Genomic DNA, 15687 nt, shown 5'->3' with positions numbered 1-15687 from the left:
GCCACGGGTTTGGCCCCCCGCTGATCGCCGGCCCCGGTCAAGGGCAATAATGACCGCGTGACTGCGGCCCCAGCCATTGACAAGAGCCGGATCCACTCCCTGACCCGACCCAACATGGTCAGCGTCGGGACGATCGTGTGGCTCTCCAGCGAACTCATGTTCTTCGCGGCGCTGTTCGCGATGTACTTCTCCATCCGCGCGGCGGCACCGGAGCAGTGGGCGGAACACACCGTGCACCTCAACATCCCCTACGCGACCACCTTCACGGTGATCCTGGTGTTGTCGTCGGTGACCTGCCAGCTCGGTGTCTTCGCCGCGGAGAAGGGTGACGTCCACGCGCTGCGGCGCTGGTTCACGATCACCTTCGTGATGGGCCTGATCTTCGTCCTCGGCCAGCTCAACGAGTACCGCGAGCTGGTGCACGAGGGCATCAAGATCAACGAAGACGGTTACGGGTCGATGTTCTACCTGACCACCGGCTTCCACGGCCTGCACGTGGCCGGCGGTCTGGTCGCCTTCGTCATCTTCATGATCCGCACCACCATGGGCCGGTTCACACCGGCGCAGGCCACGTCGGCGATCGTCGTGTCCTACTACTGGCACTTCGTCGACGTCGTGTGGATCGGGCTCTACGCCATGATCTACTGGCTTCAGTGATCTTGGCGCGTCACGAACCGCGCCGCTGCTCCGTCCCCTGAGACAAGGTCCAACCGGTTAAGGACACAGGTCATGACTTCTGACAACGACCGCCGACGCGGTCTGCTCGCGCGGCTGCGCGAGCGGCCCGCAGCGCGCAGCAGGGGCCGCCGCCGGCTGGGCGCCGCGGTCCGGCTGCTCGCCGCGCTGATGCTGGCCGGCGGCGCCTACACCGTCTTCGCCCCCGGCGCGCAGGCGCAGGACACCCCGCTCACCGGTGCCGCCGCGGAGGGCAAGGCGCTGTTCGACGTGAGCTGTGTGACCTGTCACGGTCGCAACGCCCAGGGCGTCGAGGGACGTGGGCCGAGCCTGATCGGCGTCGGCGCGGCCTCGGTGGAGTTCCAGGTCGGCAGCGGCCGCATGCCGATGGCCCGGCAGGAGGCCCAGGCCCAGCGCAAGCCGGAGCTCTTCACGGACGAGGAGACCCGCCAGCTCGCGCAGTACGTCCAGGAGCTCGGCGGCGGCCCGGTGGTGCCCGACGGTGAGAACCTGCACGCCGACGGCAACATCGCCGCCGGTGGCGAGCTGTTCCGGATCAACTGCGCGCAGTGCCACGCCTTCGGCGGTGGCGGCGGCGCCCTCTCCTCCGGCAAGTACGCGCCGAGCCTGCGCCCGGCGACCGACCGGCAGATCTACGCCGCCATGCTGAGCGGCCCGCAGAACATGCCGGTCTTCGGCGACAACCAGATCTCCCCGGACCAGAAGGCGGACCTCATCGCCTACATCCAGGAGACCCTGAAGCACGACCAGGACCCGGGCGGCTTCAACCTCGGTCGGTACGGGCCGTCCACCGAGGGCCTGGCGATCTTCCTGGTGGGCATCGTCGCGCTCGTCTTCGCGAGCCTGTGGATTGCGGGCAAGTCGTGACCGGGCGGCTCATCCGATTCAGTGCCGTGGTGCCGCAGCGCGGCACCGCCCGTAGCGAGGTGACGGCATGACCACGCACACCGAGCACCAGGCCCAGCAGGGCCGGGAGCCGCTCGACGTGAACACCCCCGGGCTCAGCCAGTTCGACATCGTCCGCGAGGGCGCGCGCCGGGACGACATCGAGATCGTCCACTACGAGCCGCAGGTCGCCCCGGGCAGCAAGGCCGAGCGCCGGCTGACCCGTACGGTCGCGTCGTTCTTCCTGCTGACCGGCCTGGCGGCGACCGCCTTCCTGGTCGTCTACATCTGGTGGCCGTGGGAGTACTCCCCGGGCAGCGGCGGCGACAAGTGGTACACCCCGCTGCTCGGCGTCACGCTCGGCGTGGCCCTGCTCGGCATCGGCTTCGGCATCCTGACCTGGGGCAAGAAGCTGCTGCCGAAGGAGGTCTCGATCCAGGACCGGCACGAGGGTGCCGTCGCCTCCGACGACCGGATCATCACCGGCCAGACCATGCTCTACATGGCCGACGAGCTGGGCGTGAAGCGCCGGCCGCTGCTCGGCATCTCGCTGCTGGCCGGTCTCGCGCCGGTCGGCGCGGTCGCCGCGGCGCCCCTGGTCGGCGGCCTGATCTCCCAGCCGCACAAGAACAACCAGATGTTCACGACCGGGTTCGCTCCGGCCGAGGGCGGCGAGAAGATCCGGCTGGTCCGCGAGGACGGCCGGCCGGTCCGCCCGGCGGACGTCAGCGCGGGCGGCCAGATCACCGTCTTCCCCGGCATCGACCACGGCGTGAGCAACCTGCACGCCGACTCGCCGGCCCTGCTGATCCACCTGCGGGACTCCGACGCGGAGGAGTCGCGCCGGGCCAACGAGCGGGTCGGGCACGGCGACTACATGTGGGGCAACTACGCCGCCTACTCGAAGATCTGCACGCACGCCGGCTGCCCGGCGAGCCTGTACGAGCAGCAGACCAACCGCCTGCTCTGCCCGTGCCACCAGTCGCAGTTCCTGATCACCGACAACGCCCGGCCCATCTTCGGCCCGGCCAGCCGACGGCTGCCGCAGCTGCCGATCGAGGTGGACGCCGAGGGCTACTTCGTGGCCAAGTCCGACTACACCGAGACCGTCGGGCCCGACTTCTGGGAGCGGCCGTGAAGCGGCGCAAGTTTGACAAGGCAGCAGTCCCGGGGAACGTCGCGCGGGGAGTGGACGACCGCTTCCAGGTGGCCACCCCGCTGCGCCGGCTGCTGAACAAGGTCTTCCCGGACCACTGGTCGTTCCTGCTCGGCGAGATCGCGCTGTTCTCGTTCGTCGTCCTGCTGCTGACCGGCGTCTTCCTGACCTTCTTCTACGAGCCGGCGATGACCGAGGTCGTCTACAACGGCAGCTACGCCCCGCTGCGGGGCACGCCGATGTCGGCCGCGTACGCCTCCAGCCTGGACATCTCGTTCGACGTCCGGGGTGGCCTGATCATGCGGCAGATGCACCACTGGTCGGCGCTGCTGTTCATGGCCGCCATCGTGGTGCACATGCTCCGGGTCTTCTTCACCGGCGCGTTCCGCAAGCCGCGTGAGACCAACTGGATCATCGGTTCGCTGCTGTTCTGGGTCGGCTTCCTCGCCGGCTTCACCGGCTACTCGCTGCCGGACGACGGCCTCTCCGGCACCGGCCTGCGGATCGCCTCGGCGATCATGCTCTCCATCCCGGTGGTCGGCTCCTGGGTCACCTCGTCGGTCTTCGGCGGGGAGTTCCCGGGCACGATCATCATCAGCCGGTTCTACATCGCCCACGTGCTGCTCGTCCCGGGCCTGCTGCTCGCGCTGATCGGCGCGCACCTGGGCCTGGTCTTCAAGCAGAAGCACACCCAGTGGCCCGGTCCCGGCCGGACCAACGGCAACGTGGTCGGCGAGCGGATGTTCCCCCGCTACGCGATCAAGCAGGGCGGCTTCTTCATGGTCGTCTTCGGCGTGATCGCGCTGATGGGCGGCCTGTTCCAGATCAACCCGATCTGGCTGTTCGGCCCGTACGAGGCGTGGGTGGTCTCGGCCGCCAGCCAGCCCGACTGGTACGTCATGTTCCTCGACGGCTCGACGCGTCTGATGCCCGCCTGGGAGATCAACATCCCGATCGGCGATGGATACGTGATCCCGCCGCTGTTCTGGCCGACGGTCGTGCTGCCGGGCATCCTGGTCGGCCTGTCGACGCTCTACCCGTTCCTGGAGGCCCGCCGCCTCAAGGACACCAGGAGCCACAACCTGCTCCAGCGTCCCCGGGACGTGCCGGCGCGTACCGGCCTGGGCGCCATGGCGGTCGCGTTCTTCATCGTGCTGACGCTCTCCGGCGCCAACGACGTCATCGCCGACAAGTTCCAGATCAGCCTGAACGCGATGACCTGGGCCGGCCGAATCGGCCTGCTGGTGCTGCCGCCGCTGGCGTACTACGTCACCTACCGGATCTGCCTGGGTCTCCAGCAGCACGACCGGGAGGTGCTGGCCCACGGCGTCGAGACCGGCATCATCCGGCGCCTGCCGGACGGCCGGTTCGAAGAGGTGCACCAGCCGCTCTCGGCGGCGGACGGCCACGGCCACGGCGCGCTGCCGTACGCCGGCTGGGTCGTGCCGAAGAAGATGAACCGGCTCGGTGCCCTCGGCCCGGCCATCCGGGGCTTCTTCTACCCGATCGAGAAGCCGGCCGAGGCGCCGGTCTCGCCGGGCCACCCGCCCGTCGAGCCCCGCCCGGAGCGGGAGGAGATCGGCAGCGGCGAGAGCCGTCGCTGACCCTGCGACACGACGTGGCGCCCACCGGAGTCCTCCGGCGGGCGCCACGTCCGTTTCCGCCCGCCGACCGCTCGACACGGGCCCGTGGGACCGTCGCCCCCTGGTCGGGGGATCGCAGGAATAACCCCGGTCAGCCGGGTATCCGTGCGGTCCAACGTCTCAAGGGGGGGGAAGCATGTTGGGTATCAAACGCCTAGGCCTGCTGGCCGCGCTGGTGCTGGTGGGGATCGCGCCCGCCGCGGCGGCGCAGGCCGCAGTGCAGCCGTCGCAGCAGGACACCCAGTACCTGCAGGCGGTCCACCAGGTCAACCTGTTCGAGATCACCTCGGGTGACCTGGCTCAGCAGAAGGGCCAGAACCAGGGGGTCAAGGACCTGGGCCAGCGGTTCAAGACCGACCACACCCAGGTCGACCAGTCGGTGCAGGAGGTGGCCAACCAGCTCGGCGTCGAACTGCCGGCTGAGCCCACCGCCGACCAGCAGGCCGTCATCGACCAGCTGAACAACGCCAGCGGCGAGGAGTTCGACCGGCTCTGGGTGACCAGTGAGCTGGCCGGCCACGTCCAGGCCATCCAGGCCACCCAGACGGAGATCTCGCAGGGCTCCGAGCAGTCGGTGGTCCAGCTGGCCCAGACCGCCCTGCCGATCCTGCAGGCGCACTACGACGCGCTGGTGCAGCTGGCGGAGCAGATGGGCATCCCGGTGCCGCAGACAAGCGCCAGCGGCACCCCGAGCCCGGGCGGCACGACGCCGGCTCCGGGCGGCACCACCGAGACCCCGGCTCCGGGCGGCACCACCGAGTCGCCGGCTCCGGGTGGCACCGAGCAGGTGCCGGCTCCCACGCAGAGCTGACGCCCGCGCACCACGGCGGCCGGTCCATCCCCAGGGGTGGGCCGGCCGTCCGGCGTACGCGCCGGGCCGCGTCGCCCGCCCGGGTCAGTCGGCGTTCGCCAGGCCGATCGCGAACGCCTCCTCCAGATCGTGCTGGGAGTACGCGCGGAAGGCGATGTGCGACTCGGTGTTGAGCACCCCCGGCACCTTGGAGATGCTGCCGGCGATCACCTGGGCGATCTGCTCGAATTCGCGGACCCGGACCATCGCGATCAGGTCGACGTGGCCGGCCACCGAGTAGACCTCGCTGACGCCGGGCAGGTTGGCCAGGTTCTCGGCCACCTCGGGGATCGAGTCGGTGGCACAGTCGATCAGCACGATCGCGGTGATCACGGGGCATTTCTCCGTTCGTCGGCGTCGTCGCCCATGCTAGATGTTCCCCGGCCCGCCGGCGGCGGTGTGCCGGGGACGGTGAGGGCGACCCCGGCGCGGACCGCGTCGCGCAGGCGCTCGCGGGGGCCGACGGTGGCGCCGGGCCAGACGACCGCCCGCTCCACGTCGCCGTGCACGACCGCGCCCGCGCCGATCACCGCCGACCGGCAGTGGCCGGTCACCGTGGCCGTCGGGTCCACCAGGTTGCCGCCGCCGACGGCGTGCAGGTTGGCCGCCAGGTAGTCGGCCGGGGTGCCGGTGTCGTAGAACGTGCCGGGGTAGGGCACGACGGCCAGCGCGCCGGCCGCCTCCGCCGGCCGCCAGACGGCGCGGACGAGGTCGCCGAAGCCGACCGGCAACTCCCGCACCAGCCGCCACGGCAGCAGCGAAAAGCCGGTGAACACGTGCCCGTCGAAGGTGCCGGGCGCCGCCGGGTCGGCGGCGGGCTGGCCGAGCAGGCGTACGGAGTCGCCGTCCCAGCCGTCCAGCAGCGCGGCGATGTCGGGCCCCGGTGGCCGTGCCGGGTCGGCGAGGTAGGCGTCGGCGTTGCCGACCAGGACGCCGCGCCCGGCGATCCAGTCCCGCAGGTTCGCCACGCCGCCGGCGGTGCCGAGCGGATCGCCCGGCTCCACGGAGAGGTGGGCGCGGCCCCCGACGTGCGCGACGACCTGGTCGCCGAGGTAGCAGGCGTTGACGGCGACCCGGGCGGGTCCGGCCAGGCCGAGTCCGGCCAGCCGGTCCAGCGCCCGGTCGAGCAGCGGCACGTTGCCCACCGGGCAGAGGGCCTTGGGTAGCCGCTCGGTCAGCGGCCGCAGCCGGGTGCCCTCGCCGGCGGCGAGCACCACCGCGCAGATCTCGGCCGGGCCGTGGCCGGCCGTCGCGGCGGTGGCCGGGCTGTGGTCGGCCGTTCCGGCGAGGGCCGGGCCCTGCTCGCCCGGGGCGGCGGTGGCCGGGCCGTCGGCGTCGCGGCTGGCGGTCACGGCTTCGTGTCGGGCACCGGGGGCGGGAACTGCCCGGCCAGCGGTCCGATGTCGTAGTAGGCGAGCAGCCGGGCCGTCGGCCAGGTCAGCTTCGGCAGGTCGTCGAGCGGGTGCCAGGCGGCCTCGAAGACCTCGGCGCCGTCGACCTTCAGCTCGGTGCGCGACGCCGGGACCTCGGCGGTGAACACCACGTCCACCCAGCCCTTGGCGTGCACCACGGCGTTCGGCACGGCGGGGCTCAGCTGCCGGGGCGAGAGCCGGATGCCGGACTCCTCGTGCAGCTCGCGGGCGGCGCCCACGACGGGTGCTTCACCCTTCTGCAACAGGCCGGCGGGCAGCCCCCAGCCCCTGCCGGGCGGCTGGCGCAGCAGCAACAACCGGCCAGCCCCCTCGGCCTCGCTGTCCCGGACCAGGGTGACCGCGCCGACGATGTACTTCGGCACGGCCAGCCGGACCAGGCGCCGGCGTACCGGCAACGGCAGCCGGTAGAAGACCTGGTAGGCGACGGCCCGACCGGTGGCGCGTGAGCGGGGGATCATGCGTCCAGGCTAGTGGCCGCGAGGATCGTTCGGACCACCCGGGCCGCAGCCGTCACTGCCGGTGGTCCACCAGGTCGATGAGCTGGCGTACGACCGCGTCCGGCTCGATCACCCGGTCGAACACCGCGACCAGCAGCGTCTCCAGGTCGGGGTAGCCCAACTCTTCCGACAGCCGCAGCAGCGGCAGGTCGCTGGCGAGGCCCCGGTCGTGCTTGCGCAGGGCCAGCCCGATCGTGGCCCGGCCGAGGCGGACCTTGTCGGTGATGGAGATGCCGGGCTCGGTGTGCTCGGCGAACCACCGGCTGATCTGCATCTGCGCCTGCGGCGACTTGACGAAGCCGAGCCACTCCCGGCGGGGTCCGCGCGGGGCGACGTCGGCGTCGAAGCCGTTCGCGGCGTCGGTCTCGGTGAAGATCTCGACCACGTCGCCCTCGTCCAGCTCGGAGGAGAGCGGGGCCAGCCGGCCGTTGATCCGCGCCGCCAGACAGTGGTCGCCCCGCTCGGTGCCCAGCTCGTACGCGAGGTCGACGGGGGTCGCCCCGGCGGGCAGCACGACCTGTCGCCCGTCGGCGAAGACCTGGATCTGCGTCTCGGCGAGGTCGCAGCGCAGCGATTCGAGGAACTGGGCCGGATCGGCCGCGTCCTGCTCCCAGTCGAGCACCCGACGCAGCCAGTCGAGCTGCTCGGCCCGGGCCGCGGCCGTGCCGCCGCCCGAACGCGGGAAGCGGAAGTCGGCGGCGACCCCGTACTCCGCCGAGCGGTGCATCTCCTCGGTGCGGATCAGCACCTCCACGGTGCGGTCCTTCGGCCCGCAGACGCTGGTGTGCAGCGAGCGGTAGAGGTTGTTCTTGGGCGAGGCGATGAAGTCCTTGAACCGGCCGGGTACGGGCCGCCACGTGCCGTGGATCGCGCCGAGCGCCGCGTAGCAGTCGGTGGCCGGGCCGTCCACCACGATCGCGATGCGGGGCAGGTCGAAGGGGGCGGCGTGGCCACCGGCCACGGTGTCCTTCCAGATCGAGTAGAGGTGCCGGGGGCGGGGGGTCACCACCGCGTCCACCCGGCTGCGGCGCAGGGCCGACTTCGCCCGGGCGACCACCTCGTCGAGGTACGCCTCCCAGCCCGGCCGGTCGTGCACGTGCCGGGCGATCCGGGCGTGCGACTCCGGCTCCAGGTGCAGCAGCACCACGTCGTCGAGTTCGCGCTTGAGGGTCTGGATGCCCAGCCGGTCGCAGAGCGGGACCAGGACCTCCTGGGTCTTGCGGGCGATCCGCTCCCGCGACGCGGCGGACCGGACGCCCAGGGTGCGCATGTTGTGCAGCCGGTCGGCCAACTTGATGATCAGGACCCGGACGTCCTTGCCGGCCGCGATGATCATCTTGCGGATCGTCTCGGCCTCGGCGGCCTTGCCGTAGAAGGCCTTGTCGAACTTGGTCACCCCGTCGACGAGGTGGGCCACCTCCGGCCCGAAGTCCTCGGCGAGCGCCTGGAGCGTGTAGCGGGTGTCCTCCACGGTGTCGTGCAGCAGCGCGGCCACCAGGGTGATGGCGTCCATGCCGATCTCGGCGCAGATCTGGGCCACCGCCAGCGGGTGCGTGATGTAGGGCTCACCGCTCTTGCGGAACTGCCCGCGGTGCATGTTCTCCGCGATGGTGTAGGCCCGACGCAGCACGGAGGGCTCGGTGCCGGGGTGGATCGTCCGGTGGGTCCGGACGAGGTGGCTGACCGGGTCGGTGTCGGCCGTGGGCCAGCTCAGCAGCGAGCGCAGCCGGCGGGCCAGCGGTAACTCGCCCGCCTGGGTCGGGAGGGCGCCCCCCAGGGCGGCGCCGCGTCCGGCGTCGACGTCCACGTGGGACACCTCCTCACCCCGGCTCCACGGCCGCCGGAACCCGGCAACCGGGAGCAGGCCCACGAAACGGGCAGGACTGCACTTCTCTAACAGCCTAAGGGAGCCGAGGTAGTCCGATCGGTCACTTGGTCATGGGCGTTCGGTCGAGCTTTGGTGGGAGGCGGCGTTCTCGGCCTTCCGCAGCAGGTCGCGGAAGCGGGCCGCACCGGCCACTGGGGACGCCCAACCGGAGGACATCTCCACCAGCCGCGTCTCGGGCCGTTCCAACCAGGACAGGATGCGTTCGGTCTCCTCCGCGGAGGCGCACGGCACCGGGCCGTGGCCGGGCAGGACGGTCTCGGCGGTCGCCCGGATCGCGGCGATCGTCGGCCGGGGGTGGACACCGGGGGGCGAGACGCCGGCGCCGGCCAGCCGGCCGTGCCGCACCAGCGCCAACTCCCAGCCGCCCCGGGCCGCCGGCCGCGCGGCGGCCAGCTCGGCGATGCCGGTCAGGGCCGTCAGCCGCTGCATCCGTACGGTCGCCCGCAGCACCGCCGTCAGCCGGGACCGGGCCACCGCCGCCTCCTCGTAGCGCTGGGCGCCGGAGAGCGCCTCGATGCGGGCGAGCAGGGCGTCGACCACCGGGCGGGGGTCGCTGGCGGTGGCGGTGCGAAACGGTGCGACCGCGCGGGCGTCGTACTCCTCGGGGGTGATGCGGTGCTCGCAGGGTGCCGGGCAGCGACCCAGCTCGGCCAGCGCGCAGGCCGGTGTGACCGTGCGCAGCGACAGCCGGTGGGTGCACTGGCGCAGCGGCACGGCGTCGTGGAAGCCGGCGGCGGCCAGCTCCGCCGCGCGCCGGGAGCTGAACGGCCCGAGGTAGGCGGCGTCGCCGGGGGAGATGGACCGCACCACCGACAGCCGGGGGTACGGCCCGTCGGTCAGCTTCAGCCAGAGCATCCGCTCCGGGAACTTCGACCGCCGGTTGTAGGGCGGGGCGTGCGCCCCGATCAGCCGCAGCTCGCGGACCTCCGCCTCCAGCGAGTGGGCGCACTCCACCGCCTCGACCCGCTCGGCGGCGGCGAGCATCTCGGAGATCCGGGCCCGCTTCTCGGCCGCCGTGAAGTAGCTGCGCACCCGGGTGGCGATGTCGCCGGAGGTGCCGACGTAGAGCGGCCGGTCGTCGGCGGCCCGGAAGATGTAGACCCCCGGCGCCTTGGGCAGCCCCTCGGCCAGGTGCCGCTTGCGTCGCTGGGTCGGGCTGACCGCCCGGGCGAACTCGATGGCGTCGCCGACGGTGTCGACCCGGTGCCCGGCCAGGCGGGCGATCAGCCCGTGCAGCACGTCGACGGTGGCCTTGGCGTCGTCGAGCGCCCGGTGGGTCGGCTGGGTGGCGGTGCGGAAGTAGGTGGCGAGGGTGCCGAGCTTGCGGTTGGGCACCTCGTCGCGGGTCAGCACCCGGCGGGCCAGCGCGGCGGTGTCGAGCACCCGTGGGTTGGGCCAGCGGTAGCCGTGCTTCGCGCAGGCGGCCTTGAGGAAACCCACGTCGTAGGGGGCGTTGTGGGCGACCAGCACGGCGTCGGTGATGAACTCCAGGAAGCTCGGCAGCACCTGCTCGATCGGCGGGGCGGGCACCAGCATGGCCTGGGTGATGCCCGTGAGCACGGTGATGAAGGGCGGGATGGGCACGCCGGGGTTGACCAGGGTGGCCAGCACGCCCAGCTCCTCGCCGCCGCGCACCTTCACGGCGCCGATCTCGGTGATCCCGCCGCCGTCCGGCGCGCCGCCGGTGGTCTCCAGGTCGACCACCACGAACGTCGTCGCGTACAGCGGCAGCGCCGGGTCGATCCCGCCCGCGCCCGGGTCGAACCCGGCCAGCGGCTCCTGGACGTACTCGGTCTCTGCCATCGGCGGCACGCTAGCGGTCCGGTCCGACACTCCCGTCCCAGGGGCATCAGACGTCACCACGGGTCTAGGATGAGAGATCGGCTCACTCACCGGGCGGTGGGCCCGGTCGCGGTGGGAGACTTGCCACATGCCCCTCACCGAGCCGCACGACGACCACCTCCGGCAGGAGGATCCGGTCGACGCTGCGCGCGAGACCGGTGGGGGCGTCCCCGACGTGCTCGGCGGCCCCGAGGTCACGGCCGCCGACGCGCCCCAGGCGGATGCGTCCGAGGCCGGCGTGCCCGAGGCCGGCGCGCCTGAGGCGGAGGCGTCCGAGGCGGAGGCGTCCGCGCCTGAGCCGGAGCCCGTCCTGCCCGAGCCGGAGCCCGTCCTGCCCGAGCCGGTCCGGCAGCGCATCGTGGCGCTCACCGCGGCGGTGCTGCCCGGGCTGCCCGTCGACGAGGTGCCGGTGCCGCTGCGCCGGGTCGCCAAGTTCGCCCCGAACCGCCGGGCCCGGCTCGGTGCCCCGGCGATCGCCGCCCAGCTCACCGGTGACCCGCTGTTCCGGCAGCGGATCACCGCCCGGGTGCTCGCCGACAGCGGTGACCTGGGCGCCGCCGTGCTGGAGGGCACGGCGCCGGCCGCCGCCGACCCGGTCGAGGTGGCCGCGCTGGCCTACCTGGCCCGGCCCCGGGGCTGGCGCGACCTGATCGAGGCCAGCGGCGCGGCGGTCCGCGCCGAGGCCGACAGCGCCGTGGTCGCCGAACTGGTCCGCGAGGCCGAGCAGCGGGCCACCCGCGCCGAGCACGACCGGGCGGTGGCCCGGGTCGAGGCGGAGAAGCTCCGCGACGAGCTGGCGCGGGTCCGCGAGGAGCTGGGCCAGCTGCGCGAGGAGAGCCGGCAGCTGCACCGGTCGCTGCGCGAGACGCAGGCCCGCGAGCGCAAGGCCACCGAGTTGCTCGCCACCGAGCGGGGCCGGGCCGCCCGGGCGACGGCGGACGCCGACGCGGAGCTGCGTCGGGTACGGGCGCGGCTGGCCGAGGCCGAGGCGGCGGCCGGGGTGGCCCGGGCCAGCGCCAAGGAGGCACGCTCGGTCGACGATGCCCGGCTCTGGCTGCTGCTGGAGACCATCGGGCAGGCCGCCGTGGGGCTGCGCCGGGAGCTGGCGCTCGACCCGGTCGACAAGCTGCCCGCCGACTTCGTCGCCGACGCCTTCGCCGACCAGTCCGGCACCACGGCGGCCGGCACCGCCGCCCGGGCCCGCGACACCGACGACCCGGCCCGCCTCGACCAGTTGCTCGCCCTGCCCCGGGCGCACCTCGTCGTCGACGGCTACAACGTGACCAAACGCGGCTTCGGCGAGATGTCCCTGGAACAGCAGCGCAAGCGGCTGATCACCGGACTGGGCGGGATCGCCGCGCAGACCGGCGACGAGGTCACGGTGGTCTTCGACGGCGCCGAGCGGATGCACGGTCTGCCGCCTTCGCCGCGCGGCGTGCGGGTGCTCTTCTCCCGCAAGGGGGAGACCGCCGACGAGCTGATCCGGCGCCTGGTCCGCGCCGAGCCGTCGGGCCGCCCGGTGGTGGTGGTCTCCTCGGACCGCGAGGTCGCCGACGGCGTACGCCGGCACGGGGCGTACCCGCTCGGTGCCGATTCGCTGCTGCGCCGGCTCGCCCGGTCCTGATCGGGCCGCTTGATCGCTTTCGGGCCCTCCGGGGCCGGTTGTCCCTTTCTGTCGTACCCCGGGCCTACCGTCGTGGTGACCGACGGTGCTCGGGTGGCGACGGTGACGCCGCACCCGGTCGCCGCAGCGCATCAGGAGGCGAGATGCTCATCGACTGCGCGGGGTGCGGGATCCGGGGGAGCGGCTGTGCCGACTGCCTGGTGACCGCCCTGCTCGACGATTCGTCCCCGGCCGCCGGGCTGGGCGGCGCGGAGGCCCGGGCGATCGAGGTGTTCGCCCGGGCCGGCTTCGAGGTGGAGGTGCTGCCCACCCCCCGGCCCGCCGGGCGGCAGGCCCGACCCCGCCGTGTCGCGTGACGGGCGCGGGCCGGGGCACCCGACGAGCCCGCCCCCGGGCCGGTGGCTCGGGGACGGGCGTGCGAGGGGATGACGGTCAGCGGGACGGGTCCCGGTTGAACAGTCTCTTCGCCCAGAGATAGCCGACCAGCGCGATGGCGGCGCACCAGGCCGTCGCGACAGCGGCGTTCGTCCCCACCGGCCCGCCGGTCGTCAGGCCGCGCAGGGTCTCGATGATGGGGGTGAAGGGCTGGTGCTCGGCGAACTGCCGCAGCCCGTCGGGCATCGATTCGGTGGGCACGAACCCGCTGCCGATGAAGGGCAGGTAGGTCAGCGGCATGGGCAGGTTGCTCGCCGTCTCGACGCTCTTGGAGACCAGCCCCAGCGCGACCGAGAGCCAGGTGAATGCGAAGGCGGTCATGACCAGCACACCGGCGGCCGCCAGCCAGGCCGGCGCGTCCGTGGTGGGCCGGAAGCCGATCAGCAGGGCCACCCCGGTGACCACCGCCAGGCTGAGCACGGTCTGCACCATGCTGCCCAGCACGTGCCCGGTCAGCACCGACACCCGGGCGATCGCCATGGTCCGGAACCGGGCGATGATGCCCTCGGTCATGTCCATGGCGACCGACACCGCCGTCCCGGTGGCCGCCAGGCCGGCGGTGATCAGCAGGATCCCCGGGGTCACGTAGTTGACGTAGTCGCCCCGGTCGCCCGAGCCACCGCCCAGCCCGGCACCGAGGGTCGAGCCGAAGACGTAGACGAAGAGCAGCAGGAGCAGGATGGGCATGCCGACGAGCAGCACCGTCATCGACGGGTAGCGCACCCAGCGGCGCAGGTTGCGGCGCAGCATCGTGCCGGAGTCGCGTACGGCGTACGTGAGGGTGCTCATCGGGGGGTTCCCACCTTCTCGGGCCGGCCGGTGAGGGCCAGGAAGACGTCGTCGAGATCGGGCGTGTGCACGGACAGCGACTCCACGGCGATCGAGTGGCCGTCCAGCAGGTCGAGCAGGTCGCGCAGCGACCGGACACCGCCGTCGCCGGGCACGTGCAGGGTGAGCTCGTCGGCGGTGCGCGAATGCCCGGGCAGCATCCGTGCGGCCGTGTCGTACGCGGCCCGGTCGGCGAAACGCAGGCTGACGTGCCCGCCGGGGACGAGTCGCTTGAGCTCCGCCGGGCTGCCCTCCGCCACCAGGCGGCCGTGGTCGAGCACGGCGATCCGGTCGGCGAGCTGGTCCGCCTCCTCCAGGTACTGGGTGGTGAGGAAGATGGTGACGCCGTCCGCCACCAGGTCCCGGACGATCTGCCACATGGCCTGCCGGCTGCGCGGGTCGAGCCCGGTGGTGGGCTCGTCCAGGAAGACCACGCGGGGCCGGCCGACCAGGCCCATCGCCAGGTCGAGCCGCCGGCGCATCCCGCCGGAGTAGCCGGCGACGGGCTTGCCGGCCGCCTCGACGAGGTCGAACATCCTGAGCAGGCCTCTCGCGCGCTGCCGTCCCTCGGCGCGGGGCAGGTGGTGCAGGTCGGCCATGAGCCGCAGGTTCTCCTCGCCGGTGAGCAGCCCGTCGACGGCGGAGAACTGACCGGTCACGCCGATGGCGGCGCGTACCGCGTCGGGCTCCCGGGCGACGTCGTGACCGGCGACCCGCGCCTCGCCGGAGTCGGCGCCGATCAGGGTGGACAGGATCTGCACCGTCGTGGTCTTGCCGGCGCCGTTGGGGCCGAGCAGGGCGAAGGTCGTCCCGGCGGCGACGGTGAGGTCGATGCCGTCGAGCACGACGTGGTCGCCGAAGGACTTCCGTAGGGCGGCGACCGAGATGGCCGCCGGAGCCGGGCTGGGTGGCATGTCTTCTCCTTCCACGCCGGCCGTCGGGCCGGGCGGGGCGGTCCGGCCGTCGGGGCCGGTGGGGGCGGGTTGGGCGGGCGAGCGGGGGTCAGCCGCGGCGGACGACGATGTCGCCGAAGGAGGTCCGGGCGCTCACCCGCACGGCACCCTCGGGCTCGCCGGGCGGGTCGTACGCCTCGAGGTGGTTCTCCACCCGGCCGAACTGGGTGTGCAGGTCGAGCAGGGCGGCGGTGCCGGAGCGGACACCGACTTCGAGCCGACCGCTCTGGGTCCGGACGGTCACCGTGCCCGCCGAGACCTCGCCGATGCGGACGTCGCCGTTGACGGCGGTGGCGGTGACCGTGGCGTACGCGCAGTCGACGGCGATGTCGCCGTTGGCCGCCTTCACGCGCGCCTCGCCGGTGACGGTGCCCAACCAGCTGTCGCCGTTGCTGTTCTTGACCACCGCGTCGCCCTGGACCTCCTGCACCCGAATGCGGCCGGTGCCGGTGCTGATCCGGGCCTGGCCCGCGACCTGCTCCACGCGGACGGCGCCGGCGGAGGTGTCGAGCTCGACGTCGGCGGCGTGGTCCAGCTCGATGTCGCCGGCCGCGGTGCGGACGCGGCAGCTGCCGAGGCGGCCGACGCCGTGGAACGTCGCCACGGAGGCGTCGCCGTGCAGGTGCGAGCCGGTCGGCAGATCGACCGTCACGTCGACCGAGCCGGGCTTGCCGAACAGGCCGAAGCCGCGCTGCCGCGGTGCTCTGACCGTCAGTCGGCCGTCGGCGTACTCGACGCGGGTCTGCTCCACGGCGCGTACGTCGGCTTCGCTGGCGGCGTTGCTCGGGCGGATCTCGACGACGGTGTCGGTGCGGTCGGCGGCGGTGACGCGGACGTCACCGACGACCAGGTCGACGGTGGCCGTGATCGGGGCGGGGGTGTCGAAGGTGGGCACGACGCGGGTCCTTTCTGACGAGTGGGCGTCCCGGGCGGGGACGGATGGCGGCGGTGCGGCGG

At 73.1% G+C, this 15687-nt stretch carries 15 protein-coding genes; 7 read left to right on the top strand and 8 right to left on the bottom strand.

Annotation, left to right across the window (positions count from 1 at the left end):
* The first annotated feature begins 57 nt into the window (after nucleotides 1-57).
* From ctaE to CLT72_RS13350, 5 genes are all read left to right on the top strand, one after another.
* Nucleotides 58-657, top strand: a complete 600-nt coding sequence (ctaE, locus tag CLT72_RS13370) for an aa3-type cytochrome oxidase subunit III (protein WP_101412018.1) — start codon at nucleotides 58-60, stop codon at nucleotides 655-657.
* 72 nt (nucleotides 658-729) lie between these two features.
* A complete protein-coding gene (gene qcrC, locus CLT72_RS13365) occupies nucleotides 730-1563 on the top strand; it encodes a cytochrome bc1 complex diheme cytochrome c subunit (RefSeq protein WP_101412016.1) in 834 nt (277 codons plus the stop codon).
* A 67-nt stretch (nucleotides 1564-1630) separates the two neighbouring features.
* Nucleotides 1631-2719: a cytochrome bc1 complex Rieske iron-sulfur subunit gene (qcrA, locus tag CLT72_RS13360; RefSeq protein WP_101412014.1), complete on the top strand. Its 1089-nt coding sequence runs from the start codon at nucleotides 1631-1633 to the stop codon at nucleotides 2717-2719.
* The gene (gene qcrB / locus CLT72_RS13355; protein WP_101412011.1) at nucleotides 2716-4341 is read left to right on the top strand and encodes a cytochrome bc1 complex cytochrome b subunit; all 1626 of its coding nucleotides are present in this window, start codon (nucleotides 2716-2718) and stop codon (nucleotides 4339-4341) included. The genes qcrA and qcrB overlap by 4 nt, the downstream gene beginning before the upstream one ends.
* A 175-nt stretch (nucleotides 4342-4516) precedes the next feature.
* Complete coding sequence (locus CLT72_RS13350) at nucleotides 4517-5191, top strand: DUF4142 domain-containing protein (protein WP_101412009.1); 675 nt, start codon at nucleotides 4517-4519, stop codon at nucleotides 5189-5191.
* A gap of 84 nt (nucleotides 5192-5275) precedes the next feature.
* On the opposite strand, the gene CLT72_RS13345 is transcribed toward CLT72_RS13350, so the two are convergent.
* The 5 genes from CLT72_RS13345 to CLT72_RS13325 all read right to left on the bottom strand — a co-directional run bounded on the left by CLT72_RS13345 (nucleotide 5276) and on the right by CLT72_RS13325 (nucleotide 10851).
* Nucleotides 5276-5563: an Lrp/AsnC family transcriptional regulator gene (locus tag CLT72_RS13345; protein ID WP_088999172.1), complete on the bottom strand. Its 288-nt coding sequence runs from the start codon at nucleotides 5561-5563 to the stop codon at nucleotides 5276-5278.
* A complete protein-coding gene (locus CLT72_RS13340; RefSeq protein ID WP_101415141.1) occupies nucleotides 5560-6456 on the bottom strand; it encodes a nucleotidyltransferase family protein in 897 nt (298 codons plus the stop codon). The genes CLT72_RS13345 and CLT72_RS13340 overlap by 4 nt, the downstream gene beginning before the upstream one ends.
* A 122-nt stretch (nucleotides 6457-6578) precedes the next feature.
* Entirely contained in the window at nucleotides 6579-7121 is a 543-nt protein-coding gene (locus CLT72_RS13335; RefSeq protein WP_101412007.1) for an NUDIX domain-containing protein, read from the bottom strand.
* A gap of 52 nt (nucleotides 7122-7173) precedes the next feature.
* Nucleotides 7174-8967, bottom strand: a complete 1794-nt coding sequence (locus CLT72_RS13330) for a RelA/SpoT family protein (protein WP_101412005.1) — start codon at nucleotides 8965-8967, stop codon at nucleotides 7174-7176.
* A gap of 129 nt (nucleotides 8968-9096) precedes the next feature.
* Complete coding sequence (locus CLT72_RS13325; RefSeq protein WP_101412003.1) at nucleotides 9097-10851, bottom strand: DEDD exonuclease domain-containing protein; 1755 nt, start codon at nucleotides 10849-10851, stop codon at nucleotides 9097-9099.
* A 127-nt stretch (nucleotides 10852-10978) separates the two neighbouring features.
* Between CLT72_RS13325 and CLT72_RS13320 the strand changes: the two genes are divergently transcribed.
* The gene (locus tag CLT72_RS13320) at nucleotides 10979-12514 is read left to right on the top strand and encodes an NYN domain-containing protein (protein ID WP_101412001.1); all 1536 of its coding nucleotides are present in this window, start codon (nucleotides 10979-10981) and stop codon (nucleotides 12512-12514) included.
* 143 nt (nucleotides 12515-12657) lie between these two features.
* Complete coding sequence (locus CLT72_RS13315) at nucleotides 12658-12870, top strand: hypothetical protein (protein WP_101411999.1); 213 nt, start codon at nucleotides 12658-12660, stop codon at nucleotides 12868-12870.
* Nucleotides 12871-12946: 76 nt separating this feature from the next.
* Here CLT72_RS13315 and CLT72_RS13310 read toward each other — a convergent pair whose 3' ends face one another.
* From CLT72_RS13310 to CLT72_RS13300, 3 genes are all read right to left on the bottom strand, one after another.
* Entirely contained in the window at nucleotides 12947-13738 is a 792-nt protein-coding gene (locus tag CLT72_RS13310) for an ABC transporter permease (RefSeq protein ID WP_101411998.1), read from the bottom strand.
* A complete protein-coding gene (locus CLT72_RS13305) occupies nucleotides 13735-14691 on the bottom strand; it encodes an ATP-binding cassette domain-containing protein (RefSeq protein WP_101411996.1) in 957 nt (318 codons plus the stop codon). Before CLT72_RS13305 ends, CLT72_RS13310 begins: the two co-directional genes overlap by 4 nt.
* 88 nt (nucleotides 14692-14779) lie before the next feature.
* Nucleotides 14780-15625, bottom strand: coding sequence for a DUF4097 family beta strand repeat-containing protein (locus CLT72_RS13300; RefSeq protein ID WP_101411994.1), 846 nt, complete (start codon nucleotides 15623-15625; stop codon nucleotides 14780-14782).
* Between the last annotated feature and the right edge of the window lie 62 nt (nucleotides 15626-15687).

This window comes from Micromonospora sp. CNZ309, assembly GCF_002846525.1.
The sequence above is the reverse complement of the archived record's forward strand: the minus strand, read 5'-3'. Positions and strand labels throughout refer to the sequence as shown.

Bases quoted from the DNA above. Each gene is read 5' to 3' on its own strand.
- CLT72_RS13320 (WP_101412001.1), top strand. From the start codon at position 10,979: ATGCCCCTCACCGAGCCGCACGACGACCACCTCCGGCAGGAGGATCCG.
- CLT72_RS13350 (WP_101412009.1), top strand. From the start codon at position 4,517: ATGTTGGGTATCAAACGCCTAGGCCTGCTGGCCGCGCTGGTGCTGGTG.
- qcrC (WP_101412016.1), top strand. From the start codon at position 730: ATGACTTCTGACAACGACCGCCGACGCGGTCTGCTCGCGCGGCTGCGC.
- CLT72_RS13325 (WP_101412003.1), bottom strand. From the start codon at position 10,851: ATGGCAGAGACCGAGTACGTCCAGGAGCCGCTGGCCGGGTTCGACCCG.
- CLT72_RS13305 (WP_101411996.1), bottom strand. From the start codon at position 14,691: ATGCCACCCAGCCCGGCTCCGGCGGCCATCTCGGTCGCCGCCCTACGG.
- qcrA (WP_101412014.1), top strand. From the start codon at position 1,631: ATGACCACGCACACCGAGCACCAGGCCCAGCAGGGCCGGGAGCCGCTC.
- CLT72_RS13315 (WP_101411999.1), top strand. From the start codon at position 12,658: ATGCTCATCGACTGCGCGGGGTGCGGGATCCGGGGGAGCGGCTGTGCC.
- CLT72_RS13335 (WP_101412007.1), bottom strand. From the start codon at position 7,121: ATGATCCCCCGCTCACGCGCCACCGGTCGGGCCGTCGCCTACCAGGTC.
- CLT72_RS13310 (WP_101411998.1), bottom strand. From the start codon at position 13,738: ATGAGCACCCTCACGTACGCCGTACGCGACTCCGGCACGATGCTGCGC.